This is a genomic window from Ruegeria sp. HKCCD7296 (assembly GCF_013110775.1).
GTDB lineage: Bacteria > Pseudomonadota > Alphaproteobacteria > Rhodobacterales > Rhodobacteraceae > Ruegeria.
On record NZ_WVRF01000001.1, the window covers coordinates 498,849 to 519,729 of the forward strand.

The 20,881-nt window shown below is 56.5% G+C and carries 17 protein-coding genes and 1 tRNA gene; 11 read left to right on the top strand and 7 right to left on the bottom strand.

Annotated elements, in window-relative coordinates:
• Positions 1-150: 150 nt before the first annotated feature.
• From GS632_RS02495 to GS632_RS02510, 4 genes are all read left to right on the top strand, one after another.
• Positions 151-465, top strand: a complete 315-nt coding sequence (locus tag GS632_RS02495) for a hypothetical protein (RefSeq protein WP_171721546.1) — start codon at positions 151-153, stop codon at positions 463-465.
• 102 nt (positions 466-567) lie between these two features.
• Positions 568-1,956 (top strand): adenosylhomocysteinase, encoded by a 1,389-nt coding sequence (ahcY, locus tag GS632_RS02500; protein WP_171234607.1) that lies wholly within the window; start codon positions 568-570, stop codon positions 1,954-1,956.
• 13 nt (positions 1,957-1,969) lie between these two features.
• Positions 1,970-2,719: an extensin family protein gene (locus GS632_RS02505; RefSeq protein WP_171234606.1), complete on the top strand. Its 750-nt coding sequence runs from the start codon at positions 1,970-1,972 to the stop codon at positions 2,717-2,719.
• Between the two features lie 140 nt (positions 2,720-2,859).
• Entirely contained in the window at positions 2,860-3,201 is a 342-nt protein-coding gene (locus GS632_RS02510; RefSeq protein ID WP_171178779.1) for a DUF2853 family protein, read from the top strand.
• A 218-nt stretch (positions 3,202-3,419) separates the two neighbouring features.
• On the opposite strand, the gene GS632_RS02515 is transcribed toward GS632_RS02510, so the two are convergent.
• The 5 genes from GS632_RS02515 to tsaD form a co-directional block, all read right to left on the bottom strand.
• Complete coding sequence (locus GS632_RS02515; RefSeq protein WP_171178782.1) at positions 3,420-4,595, bottom strand: hypothetical protein; 1,176 nt, start codon at positions 4,593-4,595, stop codon at positions 3,420-3,422.
• 160 nt (positions 4,596-4,755) lie between these two features.
• The gene (locus GS632_RS02520) at positions 4,756-5,178 is read right to left on the bottom strand and encodes an EVE domain-containing protein (protein ID WP_171237953.1); all 423 of its coding nucleotides are present in this window, start codon (positions 5,176-5,178) and stop codon (positions 4,756-4,758) included.
• Entirely contained in the window at positions 5,178-5,447 is a 270-nt protein-coding gene (locus tag GS632_RS02525) for a YciI family protein (protein WP_171178793.1), read from the bottom strand. The genes GS632_RS02520 and GS632_RS02525 overlap by 1 nt, the downstream gene beginning before the upstream one ends.
• Before the next feature lies 1 nt (position 5,448).
• Positions 5,449-6,411 carry an NAD(P)H-dependent glycerol-3-phosphate dehydrogenase gene (locus tag GS632_RS02530; RefSeq protein ID WP_171721545.1) on the bottom strand — a complete coding sequence of 321 codons (963 nt, stop codon included), beginning with the start codon at positions 6,409-6,411 and terminating at the stop codon, positions 5,449-5,451.
• Positions 6,408-7,505 (bottom strand): tRNA (adenosine(37)-N6)-threonylcarbamoyltransferase complex transferase subunit TsaD, encoded by a 1,098-nt coding sequence (tsaD, locus tag GS632_RS02535; RefSeq protein ID WP_171721544.1) that lies wholly within the window; start codon positions 7,503-7,505, stop codon positions 6,408-6,410. The genes GS632_RS02530 and tsaD overlap by 4 nt, the downstream gene beginning before the upstream one ends.
• Before the next feature lie 99 nt (positions 7,506-7,604).
• Between tsaD and GS632_RS02540 the strand changes: the two genes are divergently transcribed.
• From GS632_RS02540 to GS632_RS02550, 3 genes are read left to right on the top strand one after another with little or no spacing between them, the layout of a single operon-like run.
• Positions 7,605-8,318 (top strand): uroporphyrinogen-III synthase, encoded by a 714-nt coding sequence (locus GS632_RS02540; protein WP_171721543.1) that lies wholly within the window; start codon positions 7,605-7,607, stop codon positions 8,316-8,318.
• Positions 8,319-8,372: 54 nt separating this feature from the next.
• On the top strand, positions 8,373-9,587 hold the full coding sequence (locus GS632_RS02545; protein WP_171721542.1) for a hypothetical protein: 1,215 nt from the start codon (positions 8,373-8,375) through the stop codon (positions 9,585-9,587).
• A gap of 10 nt (positions 9,588-9,597) precedes the next feature.
• Positions 9,598-11,091, top strand: coding sequence for a heme biosynthesis protein HemY (locus tag GS632_RS02550; protein WP_171721541.1), 1,494 nt, complete (start codon positions 9,598-9,600; stop codon positions 11,089-11,091).
• Positions 11,092-11,417: 326 nt separating this feature from the next.
• Here GS632_RS02550 and GS632_RS02555 read toward each other — a convergent pair.
• Positions 11,418-11,504, bottom strand: a tRNA-Leu gene (locus tag GS632_RS02555).
• Between the two features lie 201 nt (positions 11,505-11,705).
• On the opposite strand from GS632_RS02555, the gene GS632_RS02560 reads away from it, so the two are divergent.
• Complete coding sequence (locus GS632_RS02560) at positions 11,706-12,689, top strand: complex I NDUFA9 subunit family protein (RefSeq protein ID WP_171721540.1); 984 nt, start codon at positions 11,706-11,708, stop codon at positions 12,687-12,689.
• Here GS632_RS02560 and GS632_RS02565 read toward each other — a convergent pair whose 3' ends face one another.
• Positions 12,690-13,493, bottom strand: coding sequence for an undecaprenyl-diphosphate phosphatase (locus tag GS632_RS02565; RefSeq protein ID WP_171721539.1), 804 nt, complete (start codon positions 13,491-13,493; stop codon positions 12,690-12,692).
• Positions 13,494-13,723: 230 nt separating this feature from the next.
• On the opposite strand from GS632_RS02565, the gene GS632_RS02570 reads away from it, so the two are divergent.
• The 3 genes from GS632_RS02570 to GS632_RS02580 all read left to right on the top strand — a co-directional run bounded on the left by GS632_RS02570 (position 13,724) and on the right by GS632_RS02580 (position 20,862).
• Positions 13,724-15,157 (top strand): FAD-dependent oxidoreductase, encoded by a 1,434-nt coding sequence (locus GS632_RS02570; RefSeq protein ID WP_171721538.1) that lies wholly within the window; start codon positions 13,724-13,726, stop codon positions 15,155-15,157.
• A 57-nt stretch (positions 15,158-15,214) separates the two neighbouring features.
• Entirely contained in the window at positions 15,215-19,747 is a 4,533-nt protein-coding gene (gltB, locus tag GS632_RS02575) for a glutamate synthase large subunit (RefSeq protein WP_171721537.1), read from the top strand.
• Positions 19,748-19,947: 200 nt separating this feature from the next.
• On the top strand, positions 19,948-20,862 hold the full coding sequence (locus GS632_RS02580) for a Hint domain-containing protein (RefSeq protein ID WP_171178813.1): 915 nt from the start codon (positions 19,948-19,950) through the stop codon (positions 20,860-20,862).
• The last annotated feature ends 19 nt before the right edge of the window (positions 20,863-20,881 follow it).

Consider the following 20,881-nt stretch of genomic DNA (forward strand, 5'->3'; position numbering starts at 1 on the left):
ACCTGTCAGGATCACTTGCTGCCAACGTTTTCTTGAGCATTCGTGCTTTGAAACAACATCATCCGATCCCGACATAAAAACCGAGGGGGGCACACGCTTCTCCCGGTGTGCTCCTCTCACAAGCGAAACGCGAAACGAAAGGAGTTTGCCATGTTCAAGCGTTTGTTCGCCCTTGCACTGACTTTTGGAATGGCTGCCACAGCCCCACCGGCCTTTGCCAAGAATTGCGCTGAGCGCGACGATATTATCGCCAAATTGCAGGAAAACTACGCCGAGGAATTGGCCTTTGGTGGTCTGCAAAAGACACGCGGGGCGCATTCGGTGATGGAGGTTTGGACCTCTAAGGAAACTGGTAGCTATACCGTTTTGGTCACCAATGCGAATGGAATCAGTTGCATTGTTGCCGTTGGCACTGATTTTTTTGAAGCGATACCAAAGTTAAAAATTGAAGGAATCCCAAGCTGACAAAGACTTACATCTTTTGGTTGGAAGTCGTCTACATTGCCTCCTGCCCCAAGGAATGCTAGGGCAGCCGGGACTAAGATTAACCGGAAAATGGAGCGCCTGATGGCCGGGGACTATATCGTTAAGGACATTTCACTGGCCGGGTTCGGCCGTAAGGAATTGGACATTGCCGAAACCGAAATGCCGGGCCTGATGTCCCTGCGCGCGGAATACGGTGAAAGCAAGCCGCTCAAGGGTGCGCGCATCGTTGGATCGCTGCACATGACCATCCAGACGGGTGTACTGATCGAAACACTGGTCGCACTGGGTGCGGATGTGCGCTGGGCGTCATGCAATATTTTCTCAACCCAAGACCACGCAGCGGCAGCGATTGCCGAAGCCGGTGTTCCGGTCTTCGCCATCAAGGGTCAGACGCTGGAAGAGCATTGGGATTATCTGGACAAGTCCTTCCTGTTCGGAGACGGCCCGAACATGATCCTGGACGATGGCGGCGACGCGACGCTGTATATCCTGCTGGGCGCTCGCGCCGAAGCGGGTGAGGACATCATCCCGGTCCCGGGCTCGGAAGAGGAAGAAGTGATCAAGAAGCAGATCGCTAAACGCATGGAAGCATCGCCGGGTTGGTTCACCAAGATGCGCGACCAAATTCAGGGTGTGTCCGAGGAAACCACGACTGGTGTGAACCGCCTGTATCAGCTGGTGAAAGACGGCCACCTGCCGTTCCCGGCGATCAACGTGAACGACTCGGTCACCAAGTCGAAATTTGACAACAAATACGGCTGTAAGGAATCGCTGGTCGATGGCATTCGCCGCGCCACCGACACCATGATGGCCGGTAAGGTTGCCGTGGTTTGTGGTTATGGCGACGTGGGCAAAGGCTCGGCCGCTTCGCTGCGCGGCGCCGGTGCCCGTGTGAAAGTGACCGAAGTGGACCCGATCTGCGCCCTTCAGGCCGCTATGGACGGCTTCGAAGTCACCCTGTTGGAAGACGAAGTTGCCAGCGCGGATATCTTTATCACCACCACCGGCAACAAGGATGTGATCCGCATCGAGCATATGCGTGCGATGAAAGACATGGCCATCGTTGGCAACATTGGTCACTTCGACAACGAAATCCAGGTCGCCAGCCTGAAGAACCACAAATGGACCAACATCAAGGAACAGGTGGATATGATCGAGATGCCCTCGGGCAACCGCATCATCCTGCTGTCCGAAGGCCGTCTGCTGAACCTCGGCAACGCCACCGGGCACCCCTCGTTCGTGATGTCGGCATCCTTCACCAACCAGGTTCTGGCGCAGATCGAGCTGTTCACCAAAGGCGACCAGTACCAAAACGAGGTCTACATCCTGCCCAAGCATCTGGATGAGAAAGTGGCTCGCCTGCACCTCGACCGCATCGGCGTGAAGCTGACCCAGATGGACGCCGATCAGGCCGCCTATATCGGCGTGAAGCCGGAAGGTCCCTACAAGCCGGAACACTACCGCTACTAAGTGCTGTCTGACGATGACGCAGACTTCTGGACGCCGCCGGTTTTTGTACTCGACGGCGTCTTTCTTTTTCAGGCTGGCGGTCGTGGTGATCCTGCTGGGCGGTGGGGGATGGTGGCTATTGACGCATCCCAATACGCCGGTGCCTTCTTACTGGAATCCGTTGCGCGATCTGAAAATCAGCGCGCCGGTGACGCCGGTCACAAAATGGCAGTTGAACCGTGCGCTGGCAAATGAGGCGCAGTGCAGGGCTGCTTTGGCAGAGGCAGGTGTGCAATTCCCAGCAATGCAGGATCTGATTGTCGATCAGAATTGCGGCATCAGCGGGCGTGGTTTGCTGTCGCAACTGGTGACGGCTCGGATGGAGCCTGTGGAAACGAGTTGCACCACCACGTTGCGTCTGGCCATGTGGGAAAACCACGTTGTGCAACCCGCCGCGCAGGATCTGCTTGGGACCGAAATTACCCGATTGCGCCACATCGGCAGTTACAATTGCCGTCGTATGCGCACAGCGCAGGGCGAAAACAGCGGGTGGAGCAGCCACGCGCGCGCAGACTCGATTGATGTTATCGGGCTGGATACTGCCGATGGTCGGACGCTGACCTTACTGGCTGACTGGCAACGTAATGAACCAGAGGCAGCGTTTCTGAGACAAATCTGGCGTGGCGCCTGCGAATGGTTCCGCGTAGTTCTTGGCCCTGATTTCAATCGTTTGCATGCCGATCACTTTCACTTGCAAGGACCGGGTTGGGGATACTGTCGTTAGATTGTTTAGAAGCCTTCATCCCAAATTTGACCAAGGGGGAGAAATCGCGAATTTTTTTCCTTTTGGAATACACACGGGCGCGGCTAGTCTTCCGGCCATCGGTGATAAGGGCCGAATTAACGCATTAAGGAGATTGGGATATGGGCAAGCGCGACGAATTGATCGCCAAATACGCAGAAGACCTGAAGGACAAATGTGGGATGGATCCCGATATGGACCTTTTAACCAAGGTTACGATCGGTTGTGGTCCGGCGATCTATGACGCAGATGCGGCAACTGTTGCAGCCAGCCAAGAGTCCGAACTGGAAACCGTCAAGAACAACTTCCTGATCAAAAAGCTGGGTCTGGCCGATGGGCCTGAATTGATGGAAGGGATCAATAAAGCCATGGAAACCTATGGCATGTCCGAGCGTAACAAATACCGCGCTGTGGTCTATTACATGCTGACCAAGCATTTCCGTAAAGAGTCTGTTTACAGCTGATCATCGCGCAAAGTCATTCTGCGCCCGTCGACTAATGACGGGCGTTTTGTTTTTGAATTGAAGTTTAGGGACTTGGTATTTGAAACCATGGTCATGGTTGGGTTAAGTTTAAACCGTGACCAGGACGGTCAGAACCAGACATTTCCATACGCGTGTGGTGAGTAGGGAGCACGCGGGGGTAGGGAAGGTTCTGCATGGTCAGAACCTTCCCTTATTTGTTATCTAAGCTCATTCAGAATGCGTTCTATAAAGTTGTCGAAACTGTTGGGTTGATTGTCTGAAGTGCGGTTTGCACCTCCGCCCGCGCCAGCAAGATAGACCTCAATGCGCCCAGGGCGTGTTTTGCTGCCAGAACCTGTGAAGTCCCGCGCAATACCACCCAAAGCCTTGGCAGCAAGGTCGGCGTTTTCAGCGTCTGCAGGGTGATAATACCGCACCTGAGTTTCTCTGATCCGATAGCCTACACGCGCGGTCGCAACCACATTCGCTTGGCTTTCGTTCAAAAGTTCGAATGCCCGGTCGCTGGTGTCTTGTGATACCCGTGCCGGAACGAACAGTGACACTTCAAGGTCGATCGAAGGTTTAGAGGGTTGAAGTGGTTTTACCTCAGAGTAATTCGGAGTCGCTGATTGCGTGATCTCTTTGGGCAATGGGTCGAAGACTGCCTGTGTCGGCTGTAAAGAACTACGCTTGTTCAGCAGGCTGGAAGCGGGATTTTGCGGCGCAACGGGAACTGAAAATGATACTGGTTTGGCAAGCGTTTCCGGAGCCTCCAAAACAGGTTCAAGTAAGGAGGGAAGAAACACAATCGGCGGGGCAAGTGATGCTTCGGTTTCTTGCGGTGGTGTTTCATCAATATCAATGGAAGGGGTAACTGGCTTTTTCTCAAGAATCGGAGCTTGGATTTCTTCCTCAAGCACGGGCGCAGCCGGATCCTCAGGAATTTGCTCGATCGCTGCAGATGTAGGCGAAAGTGTTTCGTCCAATGCAGGTTCGTCGATAGGATCATTCGATTGCACAACAGAGTTTTCTGGCGTGGACTGTCGTGTTTCAATCACCTTTGTTCCGGCCCAATGCAGCAAAGCCCCACAAAACAGAGCCGCCAAAATTATAGGGATTCGGCTTTTCGAAGGCGGTTTGCTGACAGGTTCGTTCAGGTGGAGTGAGCGTACCCGTTCGGACACGATCTCGTCGATCTCAGTGTCATCTGTTGGCGGTAGCAGGTCTGTCTCAGTTGGTTTCAAGCGCGGTGGTTCGCGCGCTTCGACCTTTCCATCAGCCAGCGCGTTTGCACGCTTTTCGCGCGCCTCTTTCAGGCGCGCTTCCCAGGTTTTTGTGTTCTTCGCAGCGACGGCGTCTTCGAGAATCCCACTGCCGCCTTTAACGTCAGACATGGGGTCACACTTTCAAGAAAGACCGAATTTTATTCGAACACCACCAAGCGTCTGCGGTTGTAAAAACCGCAGATGGCAAGCCCCCACCCGGCGAAGCCCAGAGAAACATAGCATTTTGTCGAGCGCTTGAGAAGTTTTACGCCAGACACAGGTTTACACGTCAATCAGGCTGCGTATCGCCCAGTGCGCAAATCACCTTCCATTCGTATTCAGTCACCGGCTGCACCGACAAGCGCGAGTTCTTGACCAGCACCATTTCAGCCAGACGTTCGTCCGCCTTGATCTGGTCCAGCGTCACCGGTTTGGCAAAGGGCCGAACTGCCTTGATATCCACGCATTCCCACCGTTCATCGTCAGTGGTGCTGTCGGCATGCGCCTCAGCGCAAACCTCGACGATTCCCACCACCGATTTGTCCTTTTGCGAATGGTAGAAGAACCCCCAATCTCCGATGGCCATCTGCCGCATAAAATTGCGCGCCTGATAGTTGCGCACGCCATCCCACTCTTCGCCTGCGTCCCCCTTGGCGACTTGTTGGTCCCAGCTCCAGGTTGAGGGTTCGGACTTGAACAGCCAATATGCCATCAGCCAATCACTTTTTTCCATGGAATCAGGTCAACGGATTGGAACAACCCTGCTTTGGCGTAAGGGTCGTTGTCGGCCCATGTTTGTGCAGCAGCCAAATCTTTGACATCCAGAATTACCAGTGAGCCGATCATGGCATCGCCATCCAGCAGAGGGCCAGCCTGCGCCACAACACCTGTTTCCTCGATATACGCCAGATGCGCGCTGCGATTGTCCAGCCGGGTTTGCAGGGCACCGGGTTTGTCTTTGGCGATGAGAGCGATCAGCATGTTATTCCTCCTTAAGGGGTCGATTGAGCAGGGTTTGAATGGCCTCAGGTACACTGTAAGCACCGCGACTCAGGTCCGCCACAGTTGTACTGATGGGCATGTCCAAGCCTTCTTTGCTTGCGATGTCGGACAAGGCGCAGGCAGTCGCGACACCTTCGACTGTCGTCTGGCTGTCAAAGCGCTGATTTAGACCCAAACTAAGGCCAAAACGATAATTTCGGGACAGATCGGATGAGCAGGTCAGCACCAGATCACCCAGCCCGGACAGGCCCATCAGCGTATCTGGTCGCGCCCTGCGCGCTGTGGCGAAACGCTGCATTTCGACAAATCCGCGTGTCAGCAAAGCCGCCCGCGCACTGTCACCCAACCCGGCACCCATCGTTGCGCCACATGCGATGGCCATGACATTCTTCAATGCCCCGCCCAGCTCGGCCCCAACCGTGTCGGTCGTGCGATAAAGACGAAGATTTGTCGTTGTTAGCTCGGCTTGCAGCGATTTGCCGATCTGGGCATCTGCACATGCCAGTGTCAGCGCTGTTGGCAGGCCGCGTGCGATGTCGTCTGCAAAGCTGGGCCCGGTCAGCAGTGCGACGTCGGCGGACGGCACAACACTTTCAATCACGGCTATCGGACCGAGGCCCGAGGACAGTTCAATCCCTTTGCAGCAGGCGACCAGCGTTTTGCCCTGCAGCAAGGGCGCATGAGACGTCAAAGCCTGTCGCAGTTTCTGCATTGGAACAGCCAGAAGAAGCGTATCTGCTGTGCAAGCTTCCTTGATGTCTGCCGTAGCGGCAATGCTTGGCGGCAGGGTTACACCGGGCAGGCGGGTCTCGTTTCTTCGCGACATTTGCATTTGTTGCGCCTGCTCCGCATCCCGCGCCCACAACGTCACCGGCCCGTTGCCCGCCAGCGAGATCGCCAGCGCGGTTCCGAATGCGCCAGAGCCCAGGACAGAAACGCTCATGCCTTGGCTCCTTTCCTACCGCTGCCCAGCATTGCAGGGCTGCGTTGATCCAGTGGCCACCGGGGACGTGCAGTCAGGTCTAGGCCGTCGCGTGAGCCGGCGCGAAACCGTTCGAGCCCCACATAGGCGATCATGGCGGCGTTGTCCGTACACAGCGGAAGCGGGGGGGCCGTGAATCTCGTACCCTTTTCGGCGCAAACAGTCTCTAACGCGGCACGAATGGCCGAATTTGCCGCCACGCCCCCCGCAACGGCGATGACGGGTTCGGAAGGGTTGAGGGCCAGATACTGGTCCATCGCGCGTCGGGTTTTCTCGGCCAAGGTGTCCACAATCGCCTGTTGGAATCCGGCGCATAAATCCGCGCGGTCCTGACGGGTCAACCCACCCTTTTCCGCGACGATTTGGTCGCGCATCCGCATCAAAGCCGTTTTCAACCCCGAGAAAGAGAGATCACAGCCGGGCCTGTCCAGCAGCGGCCGGGGAAAGCGAAAGCGTTTCGGGTCACCTGTGTGGGCTTCAGCTTCGACCGACGGGCCGCCCGGTTGCGGCAGGCCTAGCAAACGCGCGGTTTTGTCAAAGGCTTCTCCGGGTGCGTCATCAATTGTGCCGCCAAGACGGGTGAACTGTTCTGGCCCGTGGGCGATCAGGTACTGGCAATGGCCGCCCGAGACCAGAAGTATCAAATAGGGAAAGCTGATCCCGTCTGTCAGGCGCGGTGTCAGCGCGTGCCCGGCAAGGTGATTGACGCCGATCAGGGGCAAGCCGGTGGCGGCGCTCAGCCCCTTGGCACACATGACGCCAGACATGACGCCACCGATCAGGCCAGGGCCGGCAGTGACGGCGATGGCGTCCATGTCACGCAGACCAAGGTTGGCGGCCGCTAGCGCTTGTTTAACGCAGATGTCCAGCTTTTCCGCGTGTGCCCGCGCAGCGATTTCGGGCACAACACCACCATAAGCACTGTGCAACTCGGTTTGGCCATGCACCACCGATGACAGGATTTCAGCATCCTCACCTTCGGTTTGGCGCACGACGGCAGCTGCCGTGTCGTCACAGCTGCTTTCCAATCCCAGCACGGTAAGTGTTTGCACCATCACCCTGATCCGTTGCATCATGTTACCAACGGCGGGGTATCACCCTGCGCGGATGCAAACAATCCTCAAGGGCCAAGGCGCCAAACGTTGTATTTGTTGATGACCCGCCCGCGCGCAGCCTCGAAACGGTTTGTCGCGCAGTTGCCGACCCGCACCAGGTCCCGGGTTCAGGTCATCTATTCCCCGATTCTCGAAATTCGCCCCCTGCCCGCTGCGGTTGATACCGTAGGTTTGCAGGGCGTGATCTTTACCTCGGCTAATGCGGTGAACGCGGCGGCGTCAAAGGGTGTCGACCGCGATTTGCCCGCCTATTGCGTTGGCCCCGCGACGACCGGGACAGCCAAGGGCTATGGCTGGCAGGCCGAGATGGCAGGCACCACAGCCGAAGAGCTTGTGGGGCATCTGTTGAAACATCGACCCCAAAGCCCTTTGTTGCATTTGCGTGGCGAGCATACACGAGGCAACATCGCGGAGCGGCTCACCGAATCCGGCCTGACGGTACGCGAACAGCCGGTTTATCAACAGATTCTGTTGCCGCTAACATCCGAGGCGACCCAAGCCGCGAACGACAATTTGCCGATAATCGCCCCACTTTTTTCGCCTCGAACGGCGCGACATTTTGCCGATATTTGGTCGGGCTCGGCTCCGCTTTGGCTGGCTGCAATCAGCCGCGCGACGGCTGATCCCCTTTATTCCTTGGACTATGCGCACCTGAAGATCGCCAAAGCGCCGACACCCAAGAAAATGCGTAAGGCGGTTAAAAAGCTTGTAAAACATGTGTTGCGGGTTGAGAGAGACGAGGTCCCCGATTAACTTAGCTTGGGCTGTTATTCATCTGAATTTGGATTCGATAAGGGGAATATTGCGGTGGCTGGTAAGAAGAAATCCGACGAAAAGCCGGTGGAAGACCCCAAGGTAGACGACGTTGTTGAATCCGAGCTGCAACAGGAAGATACGCCTGTTGACCCCGATAAACCTGTAGCAGAAGACCTTTCCGAAGCCGAAGCCGAAGCCGAAGCCGAAGCCGAAGCCGAAGCCGAAGCCGAAGCCGAAGCTCCGACGGAGGAGATCGCTCCGGTTGCGGAAAAGACGGTTGAGCGCGTGGTCGAAAAACGTGGTGGCTTTGTGCCTGCTTTGCTGGGCGGTGCCGTTGCTGCCGTGGTCGGATTTGCGCTGGGCAATGGCGGGCTGCTGCCGGGTGGTGCTGACAATTCTGACGCGCTGGCGGCGCTGGAATCGAAATTTGCGGACCAGTCGGATCAAATCGCCAAACTGTCACAAGAGCTGACAAACGGCCCGGATACGTCTGGTTTAACGGATCAGATCAAAGCGCTGTCGGATAAATTGACCCCGGTCGAAGGTGACCTGAGCGCGGTCAAATCCTCGGTTGAGGCGCTGTCCGGTCAGGTCGCGCCTTTGGCGGATCGGATAACAGCGCTTGAGAAAGCTCCAATCGAATCCAATACCTCACCTGAAGCCACAGCCGCCTTTGAGGCTGAACTGAAAAAGCTCCAGGATTCGCTGGCGGCGCAACGGGCCGAGGTTGAAAAAATGGTGTCGGATGCGCAGGCGCTTGAGGCGAAAGCATCCGCCGACGCACAAGCTGCGACGAACGCCGCGGTTCTGTCTCGTCTGCGCGGGCAGCTGGATGCAGGACAACCTTATTCCGAACTGGTTGCTGAACTGAAGTCGGGCGGTATGGATGTACCGGATGCTTTGACAGGGCCAGCTGAGGAAGGCGTGGAAACCTTGTCATCTTTGCGGGCGACTTTTGACCCTGCTGCCCGAACTGCACTGGCAGACGCGCGCGATGCGGATAAGGGTACGGGTCTGATCGCTTTCCTACAACGGCAGACAGGAGCACGTTCAGTTACGCCGCAGGAAGGCGACGGGCCTGACGCAGTCCTGTCGCGCGCGCAGGCCGCATTGGCGGATGGAGACCTGTCCAAAGCGTTAAGCGAACTGAAATCACTTCCCGAAGCGGCGCAGACCGCGATGGCCGATTGGGAGCAGGCGGCCCAGACACGGGTTGCTGCTGTTGATGCGGCGAACTCATTGGCTTCCAGCCTGAACTCGAACTGAAGGACCTGCCATGCTGTGGTCACTGTTTAAGATCCTTGTCTTTGTTGCGATTATCGGCCTGCTGGCGCTGGGCGGTCACTTCCTGATGCAAACCAGTGGCGGGGTGCAGATCACCGTCGCGGGTACGGAATTTACACTGGGGCCGCTGCAATCCGTGATTGCGCTGGGCGTGCTGGTGTTTGCGGTCTGGCTGTTCTTCAAACTGCTTAGCCTTTTGGTGGCGACGCTGAAGTTCTTGAATGGCGATGAAACGGCCCTGTCGCGGTATTTCGACCGTAGCCGTGAACAGCGCGGGTATCAGGCTCTGGCAGATGGATTGATGGCTTTGGCTTCAGGTGAAGGGCGTGCGGCCATGACCAAGGCCAACAAGGCCGAAAAGCTGCTCAACAAGCCGGAATTGACCAATCTATTGGTGGCGCAAGCGGCCGAGATGACGGGCGACACCAAGAAAGCGGCCGACACCTACAAGAAACTCGTGACCAATAACGCGACTCGATTTGTCGGCGTGCGCGGGATCATGAAGCAGAAACTGGCCGAAGGTGATGACGAAACCGCTCGCAAGCTGGCCGAAAAGGCGTTGGCAATCAAACCGCGCCATGAAGAAACGCAAGATGTTCTGCTGAACCTTCAAACCAAGGCGCAGGACTGGGCCGGTGCGCGCTCGACCTTGTCGTCCAAATTAAAGGCCGGTTACCTGCCGCGCGATGTGTTCAAGCGCCGTGATGCGGTTTTGGCTTTGTCTGAAGCCAAGGACATTCTGGACGAAGACGCCAGCCTGGAACAGCAGGAACATGCAATCGAAGCCAATCGACTGTCGCCAGATCTGGTGCCTGCGGCTGCGATGGCCGCTCGTGCGTATATTGCCAAAGGTAAACCCCGCCCCGCGACCAAGATCCTGAAAAAAGCCTGGGAGGCGCAGCCGCATCCTGACCTGGCCCACGCTTTCGCCGAGATAGCACCGGATGAGACGCCCGCGCAAAGGATCAAGCGCTTTACCGCACTTACGCGTATTCACCCCGAGAATATGGAGACCCGTCTGATTCTGGCCGAGTTGAACATCGTGGCCGAAGACTTTCCCGAAGCCCGCCGCGCGCTGGGGGATGTGGTTGAAAAACAAGGTGATGCGCGGGCGTACACTCTGATGGCGGCGATCGAACGGGGCGAGGGCGCTTCGGACGCTGTTGTACAAGGCTGGTTGGCCAAGGCGCTCAACGCGCCGCGTGGTCCGCAGTGGGTCTGTGACAACTGTCACGACATCCAACCCGAATGGGCCCCGGTCTGCCAGAATTGCGGCAGCTTCGATACGCTCAGCTGGCAAACGCCGCAAACCCCCAAGATCGCCAGCGCAACCGGTGTTCACATGCTGCCACTCATTGTCGGCGCGCTTGAGGATCAGTCGGACGAACCTGAAGAGGTGGAACCATTGGACGAAACCGACACAGTTGATGTGACGGCAGAGCCTGCTGAGTCTGCGGACGAGGCAGGAGTGCAGAAACAAGCCTGAGCGCATCAATGACCATTGGTGTGGCGGCGTCACATCCGCTTGTTTGTTGTCGTCAGGCGCGGGCTGGTTGTTTTTTAAGCTTCCGGCTTACCGCGACTGGGATTGCCAATGAAATGGTGACCAGGCGCACTGCAAGCGAATATGGGTCCGTGTCAATCAAATCCGCACCCTTGCCGGAATTCAGTGTGATGACACACAGCTAGCAGTACCGTTTTGATCTGCAACCGGCACTGATGCCGATCCGAAAGCAGGATTCAAGCAGTGTTCGACGGTCACAGAACAACCGTACGAGAACCACGTTTGTATTCAGGGTTTTAGGAATAATTTGGTGCCCAGGAGAGGACTCGAACCTCCACGTCCATACGGACACTAGCACCTGAAGCTAGCGCGTCTACCAATTCCGCCACCTGGGCAGGTGTCGTGAGGGGGCGTTTAAGCCCAGTGGCAGAGGGCGTCAACCAGATTCGCGGAGATTTTTGAAAGTTTTTTGAATTTGGGCTTTGCCCCCCGATTTGTGCCTTTGAATTTCACCATCCTCGCGGCGAATTAGCGCCTTGTTTGAAAGGGCTGCGGGCGTTAGGTCTAGGGCGCAATTTCTCAGCAGGAGCCCTCTCATGTCGAAACTTGTGACGATTTATGGCGGATCTGGATTTGTCGGCCGCTACATCGCGCGGCGCATGGCGAGTGAGGGATGGCGTGTGCGTGTGGCGGTGCGCCGCCCGAACGAGGCGATGTTCGTGAAACCTTATGGTGTCGTCGGCCAGGTTGAGCCGGTGTTGTGCAATATCCGCGATGACGCGTCGGTTGCCCAGGCCATGCACAGTGCGGATGTCGTGGTCAACTGCGTCGGTGTCCTGAACGAGTTGGGCAAAAACGACTTTGGCGCTGTACAGGCCGAAGGGGCGGAGCGGATCGCGCGTTTGGCGGCAGAGCAGGGGATTGAGCGGATGGTTCATGTCTCGGCTATTGGAGCCGATGCAAATTCTGCCAGCGAATATTCTCAGACCAAGGCGCGGGGTGAGGCAGGTGTGCTGAAGCATATGCCAAACGCGGTGATCCTGCGGCCATCCGTGATCTTTGGCACAGAAGATCAATTCTTCAATCGCTTTGCCGGAATGACACGCATGGGGCCGTTCCTGCCGTTGGTTGGGGCCGAAACCAAATTCCAGCCGGTCTATGTGGATGACGTGGCCCAGGCTGCAGTTAAAGGCGTTCTGGGACAGGCCGAACCCGGCGTGTACGAGTTGGGCGGGCCCGAGGTGAAGACTTTCCGCGCTTTGATGCAGCAAATGCTGGATGTGATTCACCGTCGCCGCGTCATCATTGGTATGCCGTTTTTTGCAGCACGGATCATGGCGGGTGTTCTGGACATCATTAAGTTTGTCAGCTTCCAGTTGTTCCCGAACAATATTCTGACCCGAGATCAGTTGAAGAATCTGCGGAATGACAATGTGGTTGCCGATGAGGCCAAGTCTTTTGCCGATCTTGGGATCACACCGACCACCTTGGAATCGGTGCTGCCCGAGTACCTGTGGAAGTTCCGTCCGTCGGGCCAGTATGACGAAATTCAGAACTCGGCCAATAACCTGCGTATCTGATCAGCTATAGGCCATGATCAGCAGGACAACGCCAAGAATGACTCGGTAGATGACGTAGGGCGTGAAACTGACGCTGCGCAGTAGCCGCATCATCAGGCTGAGCGCTAGCAGGGCCGCAATGAACGCAAAGACAGCGGCAATGGCGCCGTCACGTGCCAGTTGCGCGTCAGCGCCGCGCACCACGTCCACTGCCAACAATGCGCCAGACGCTAGAATCGTCGGGATTGACATCAGCATGGCAATTTTCGCCCCGTCCTCGCGGGTATAGCCCAATTTGCGCGCCCCGGTGATTGTGATCCCCGAGCGCGAGGTGCCGGGAATCAGTGCAAGAACTTGCCACAGCCCCATGATGAACGCATCACGGACGCCCCACGCACTGCTCTCTTTGGTTTCCGGACTGCTCTGATCGACCCAATACAGAACCAGGCCAAAACCAAGCATAGCCCAGCCGATTACCGCGATCGAGCGCATGGCATCGCTTAACCCGGTCAGATGTAGAATCAGACCTGCAATCACCGTTGGAATCGTCGCTAGGATGAGGCCCAGTGCCAGTCGCGTCTGTGGCGTATCTGCCCGGCCAAGCAAGGCCCCGGGCAACCCCGCAAGGGCTTGTTTTACATCCGACCAGAAATACAGAACAACCGCGCCCAGCGTTCCAACATGCACTGCAACATCAATGGCTTGACCTTGATCCTGAAGACCAGTGAGGTTTGGAAGCAGGATCAGATGACCTGATGATGATATGGGCAAAAACTCAGTGATTCCCTGAACAATTGCTACGAGAATCAGGTGAAAAAGACTCATCTGCCCTGCCAATTTGCGGTCACGTAATGCTTGCGAATTATGGGTATAAGGGTGGTGGGGAAAAGGAAAGCGCACATATAGGTCCGATACGGAACTAAAAATAGTGAACTTTTCAAGAATATTAGCTCTACACAGTAAACTTTCTTTATTTATGTCAGTATGATTGACTTTTAATCCCCTACGGTATCTCTTAGAGAAACCGGACCAAGCCAATTCATGGAGTCTGACCCGTGGCCAAGCAACCGATGCTGAAATTTGTGCAGATCGACCGAGTCATGCCGGAAAAGCGTGCTGCAAGTGACCGCAAGGAAGACTTTGACGAAATCTATGCCGAATACGCCGCCGAAAAAGCTGCCGAACAGGCCAGCCGCTGCAGCCAATGTGGTGTGCCGTATTGCCAGTCACATTGCCCGTTGCACAACAATATTCCGGATTGGCTGCATCTGACTGCCACTGGCCGACTGGAAGAAGCCTATGAGACAAGTCAGGCGACCAATACTTTCCCCGAAATCTGCGGGCGAATCTGCCCACAGGATCGCTTGTGTGAAGGCAACTGCGTCATCGAGCAATCGGGTCACGGTACAGTTACCATCGGCACCATTGAGAAATACATCACGGACACCGCCTGGGATAACGGCTGGGTGAAACCGGCCACCCCATCTGCGGAGCGCAGCGAGAGTGTGGGCATTATCGGCGGTGGCCCCGGTGGATTGGCTGCAGCGGATATGCTGCGCCGCGCAGGTATTCAGGTGACAGTATATGATCGTTACGACCGTGCGGGTGGCCTGTTGATGTATGGCATTCCGGGCTTCAAGCTTGAAAAGGACATCGTGCAAAGGCGCAATGACCTTTTGGCCGATGGCGGTGTCCGGTTCGAACTGAACTGTGATGTTGACGCCACCAAGTTTGAAGAAATTCGTGCCCGGCATGACGCTGTGATTATTGCCACCGGCGTTTATAAATCCCGCGACCTGTCCATGCCGGGAAGCGGTCTGGGTGGAATTGAAAAGGCGATCGACTTCCTGACCGCCTCGAACCGCAAAAGTTTTGGTGATGCCGTCGAAGATTTTGACAATGGCCGCCTGAATGCCGAAGGAAAAAAGGTCGTTGTAATTGGCGGCGGCGACACCGCCATGGATTGCGTGCGTACTTCGATCCGTCAGGGAGCGACCTCGGTCAAATGCCTCTATCGTCGCGACCGAGCCAATATGCCAGGCTCGCAGCGTGAAACGCAAAACGCCGAGGAAGAAGGCGTTGTTTTTGAATGGCTGAGCGCGCCCAAAGGTTTCACCGGTGACGATAAGGTCACGGGCGTGATGGTTCAAAAGATGCGTCTGGGGCAGCCTGATGCGTCGGGTCGCCAGGCCCCCGAAGTCATCGAAGGTGCGGATTATGTGGAAGAGGCCGATCTGGTGATCAAGGCGCTGGGCTTTGAACCCGAAGACCTGCCCACCATGTTCGGCCAGCCGGACCTGCCTGTGACACGCTGGGGCACCGTAAAGGCCGCGTTCCAGACCGGAGAAACTGAAATGGACGGTGTCTACGCCATCGGTGACATCGTGCGTGGTGCTTCACTGGTGGTCTGGGCGATCCGCGACGGCCGCGACTGCGCCGACGCGATCATCGACCGGTTCAACGCCAAAGCGGCCATCGCAGCCGAGTAAGCCCAAGGTTTAAGAGGGTTCGTCGCCAAACGTTCCCTTGAAAGAAGGAAATAGCCAATGACCAAATATGATGCCGATTGGGTGCGGGCCGAGGAAGCCAAGCGCAAGTGGATGGCGGAAAACGGTCTCTATTCCGAGGAAGAAGAGCATTCTTCCTGCGGTGTGGGTCTTGTCGTATCCGTCGACGGCAAACCGTCGCGCAAGGTGGTAGACGCAGGGATCGATGCTCTTAAGGCGATTTGGCATCGCGGTGCAGTTGATGCCGACGGTAAAACCGGTGACGGCGCGGGTATTCACGTGCAGATCCCGGTTCCATTTTTCTATGACCAGATCCGCCGCACCGGCCACGAACCCAAGTTGGATGAGCTGATCGCAGTAGGTCAGGTTTTCCTGCCTCGTACCGATTTTGGCGCCCAGGAACAGTGCCGGACCATCGTAGAAACCGAAGTGCTACGCTTGGGCTATTACATCTACGGCTGGCGTCACGTACCGGTTGATGTGACGTGCCTGGGCGAAAAAGCCAATGCGACCCGGCCCGAGATCGAACAGATTCTGATCTCGAATTCCAAGGGCGTGGATGAAGAGACCTTTGAGCGTGAGTTGTACGTAATCCGCCGCCGCATCGAAAAGGCTGCAGCGGCTGCTGGGATTTCTGGGCTCTATCTTGCCTCTCTGTCCTGTCGTTCGATCATCTACAAAGGTATGATGTTGGCCGAGCAGGTAGCGGTTTTCTATCCCGACCTCATGGATGAGCGTTTTGAATCAGCTTTTGCGATTTACCACCAACGCTATTCGACCAACACTTTCCCGCAATGGTGGCTTGCGCAACCGTTCCGCATGTTGGCGCATAACGGTGAGATCAACACCCTGAAGGGCAATATCAACTGGATGAAAAGCCACGAGATCCGGATGACTTCGGACAGCTTTGGCGATTATGCGGAAGATATCAAACCGATCATCGCGGGGGGATCATCAGATTCGGCCGCATTAGACTCGGTTTTTGAGGTTTTGGTGCGCGCAGGCCGTTCCGCACCCATGGCGAAGACCATGCTGGTGCCGGAAAGCTGGTCTAAACAGGCGGTTGAGTTGCCGCAGGCGTGGCGCGACATGTATTCCTACTGCAACTCGGTGATGGAGCCATGGGACGGCCCCGCCGCGCTGGCGATGACCGATGGTCGCTGGGTCTGTGCCGGTTTGGACCGGAACGGACTGCGCCCGATGCGGTATGTCGTGACGGGTGACGGGCTTGTTATCGCGGGCTCTGAGGCGGGCATGGTTCCGATCGACGAGGCCAGCGTAACCGAAAAGGGGGCACTTGGCCCGGGCCAGATGCTGGCCGTGGATATGAAAAAGGGCAAGCTGTACCGCGATACGCAGATCAAGGACAAGCTGGCCGCTGCGCTGCCATTCGGTGAGTGGGTCGGCAAGATCAACGATCTTGACGGCACGCTGGCGGGTGTCACCGAAGCCCCGATCTTTTCCGGCGAAGAGCTGCGCAAGCGTCAGATCGCGGCGGGGTATTCGGTTGAGGAGTTGGAGCAAATCCTCGCTCCGATGGCAGAAGACGGTAAAGAGGCGCTTGCGTCGATGGGTGACGATACCCCTTCGGCGGTATTGTCGAAACAGTACCGACCACTTAGCCATTTCTTCCGTCAGAACTTTAGCCAGGTGACCAACCCACCGATCGACAGTTTGCGTGAATACCGGGTGATGTCGCTGAAAACGCGCTTTGCCAACCTAAAGAACGTGTTGGACGAGGACAGCAGCCAGACCGAAATCATCGTCCTCGAAAGCCCCTTTGTCGGCAACGCGCAATGGGACAATTTGGTCGAGAATTTTGATGCACCGTTGGTCGAGATTGATTGTAGCTTTGAACCAGGTCGTGGCGCGTTGAGCGCTGGTTTGGCCCGTGTTAGAGCCGAATCTGAAGAGGCGGTACGCTCAGGCGCTGGGCACATCGTGTTGTCCGACATGAACACAGGCGAGGGTCGGGTTGCGATGCCAATGATCCTGGCGACCAGCGCGATACATTCTCATCTGACCCGGCAAGGGTTACGGACATTCTGCTCGTTGAACGTGCGTTCTGCCGAATGTATCGATCCTCATTACTTTGCCGTTCTGATCGGCTGCGGGGCGACGGTTGTGAATGCATATTTGGCCGAAGATTCTCTGGCTGACCGCATTGACCGCGGCCTGCTGGACGGAACTTTGACCGAGAGTGTTGCGCGGTATCGCGAAGCCATCGACCAGGGCCTTCTGAAGATCATGGCCAAGATGGGCATTTCAGTGATCTCATCCTATCGTGGCGGGCTGAATTTTGAGGCCGTGGGCCTTAGCCGCGCTATGGTTGCCGAGTATTTCCCGGGCATGACCAGCCGGATCTCGGGTATTGGCGTGACCGGTATCCAGACCAAGCTTGAGGAAATCCACGCAAAGGCCTGGGACAGTGGTCTGGACGTGCTGCCTATCGGGGGATTCTACAAGGCGCGGAAATCGGGTGAGACCCATGCGTGGGAAGCCACATCGATGCACATGATGCAAATGGCATGTAATCGCGCTTCCTATGAGCTGTGGAAGCAATATTCCGCCAAGATGCAATCGAATCCGCCGATCCATCTGCGTGATCTGATGGACTTCAAACCCAAGGGCAAAGCGATCCCGATTGAAGAGGTCGAATCGATCACCTCGATCCGCAAGCGGTTTGTCACCCCGGGCATGTCGCTGGGCGCGCTGTCGCCAGAGGCACATAAGACGCTGAACGTGGCGATGAACCGGATCGGTGCTAAGTCTGATTCAGGCGAAGGTGGTGAAGATCCGGCGCATTTTGTGCCGGAACCGAATGGCGACAACCCTTCGGCCAAGATCAAACAGGTGGCCTCGGGCCGGTTCGGTGTAACCGCCGAGTATCTGAACCAGTGCGAAGAGCTTGAAATCAAGGTCGCGCAGGGTGCGAAACCCGGTGAGGGTGGTCAGTTGCCTGGCATGAAGGTTACGGACCTGATCGCGCGTTTGCGGCACTCAACCAAGGGCGTGACGCTGATCTCTCCGCCGCCGCACCACGATATCTACTCGATCGAGGATCTGGCGCAGTTGATCTACGATCTCAAGCAGATCAACCCGCGTTGCAAGGTGACGGTCAAGCTGGTTGCATCTTCGGGCGTAGGCACGATTGCGGCCGGTGTAGCCAAGGCGAAAGCAGATATTATCCTTATTTCGGGTCACAATGGTGGCACTGGTGCGTCTCCGGCGACCTCAATCAAATATGCCGGTCTTCCGTGGGAGATGGGCCTGACCGAAGCGCATCAGGTGCTGGCGATGAACAACCTGCGCGACCGCGTAACTTTGCGGACCGATGGTGGCCTGCGCACTGGACGTGACATCGTTATGGCCGCGATGATGGGGGCCGAGGAATACGGCATTGGTACTGCCGCCCTGATTGCGATGGGCTGCATCATGGTGCGTCAGTGTCAGTCGAACACCTGCCCGGTCGGCGTGTGTACGCAGGACGAAAGCCTGCGCGCCAAGTTCACCGGCAATGCAGACAAGGTGGTGAACCTGATCACCTTCTACGCGCAAGAAGTGCGCGAGTTGTTGGCCAGCCTCGGCGCGCGTTCGATGGATGAGATCATTGGCCGGGCGGATCTACTGGCGCAGGTCAGCCGTGGGTCTGCGCATCTGGACGATCTGGACCTCAACCCGCTGCTGATCACCGTCGATGGAGCACAAGACATCGTTTATAACCGGGACAAGGACCGTAACGCAGTTCCGGATACACTTGACGCCGAAATCGTGCGTGATGCAGCACGGTTCCTGAAAGATGGCGAAAAAATGCAGCTGTCTTACGCCATTCAGAACACGCATCGGACGGTAGGTACGCGTGTGTCCAGTCACATTGTGCAGAATTTCGGGATGCGGAACACGTTCCAGGATGACCATCTGCATGTGAAACTACAGGGCTCGGCCGGTCAGTCTTTGGGTGCGTTTGCCGCGCCGGGACTGAAGCTCGAGGTTTCGGGCGATGCCAACGACTATGTGGGTAAAGGTCTGTCTGGTGGCACGATTGTTGTGCGCCCGCCGCAGGTCAGCCCTTTGAAGGCGGATGACAACACGATTATCGGCAACACGGTCCTTTACGGGGCCACCGACGGTCATCTGTTCGCCGCTGGTCGTGCAGGTGAACGGTTTGCTGTGCGGAACTCAGGTGCCAAGGTGGTCATCGAGGGCTGCGGCTCGAACGGATGTGAGTACATGACCGGCGGTGTTGCAGTGATCTTGGGCGATATCGGAGCCAACTTTGGCGCTGGTATGACAGGCGGCATGGCTTATCTGTATAATCCCGAAGGCAGGGCCCAAGCGCTGATGAACATGGAGACGCTTGTCACCTGTCCGGTTTCTGTCGCACATTGGGAAGAGCAGTTGAAGGCTCTTGTTGCTCGCCACGCTGAAGAGACCTATAGCCGGAAAGCCGTTGATATTCTGCAACATTGGGACATGGAAAAAGGCAACTTTTTGCAGGTGTGCCCCAAGGAAATGCTGAACAAACTGAGCCATCCGCTGAGTATCGAAGCCACCGCAGTTCCTGCTGAATGAAGCCTGATGTAACAATCTAAGGCTGAACAGTATTAAAAGTCGGGCCTCGCGTGTCATTTGCACCACGCGAGGCCCGGTTTGTTTACGCTGTCTTAGTAGGTTTCTTGCCTAATCACAGGAATTTCGCCAGTCTTTGTAGAATTTGAACGAAAACCAAGGATGATTTTGGAAATCCTGTGGTGCAAATCGAGGGCAGAAGTATGCCAACAACGTATCGCGACCAGTTCTATACCTTCGATCCGGCGAACCCGCCGCCGGCGGGAACATCTGTTGCGGTCGTCAGTCTTGATTTCACGGATGTGGATGATGACAACGAAATCGATGCGCCAAGCGGTGATACCGTAAATGGGCAGGACGTCACAAACTCCTGGCCAGGGGACACAATTACGATCAATGTGGCAGGTGTCGGCAACGTAACATATGTCGGAACCACGTTTTATCTTGCCGATGGCTCTCGGGTTTTTACGCCGACGGACGGTCAGGTGCTACAACCCGGCACGTTGGTTTCGACCACATTTGTCACCACGCAAGGGCCATTGGATGTCGGTACCCTGGGTCCGCCCTGTTTTACACCTGGCACGATGATCGCGACCCCCGAAGGGGACCGCGCAGTGGAAGACCTGAAAGCCGGTGATCTGGTCACAACTCTGGATCATGGCCCACAACCATTGATCTGGGTGGGGCGTACGGTGGTCAAGGCCAAGGGTAAATTAGCACCGATCCGTTTTGAGACAGGCGTTTTTGATCTTGATCGTCCACTTCTTGTCTCGCCGCAGCATAGAATGCTGATCGAAGATTGGCGTGCATCCTACTTTTTTGGACATGCCGAGGCGCTGGTTGCAGCCCATGTTCTGGTCAATGGCGATACCGTCACACGTGTCGAAGGTGGTGAAGTGGAATATATCCACCTGTTGTTCAGGCAGCATCAGATTATCATCGCCAATGGGGCAAAGAGCGAAAGTTATTATCCGGGTCATGCCTTATCAGCGTCAGACCGGGAAACTCAAAGCGAAGTGTTACATTTGTTCCCCGAACTGGCGGGGGCGGATCCAATGTTTCTGGAAACAGCGCGGCCGGTGGTTCACCCGCGCGAGGCGCGCGCATTCGTGATTTAGGTCGTTTCAAACGCAGGCG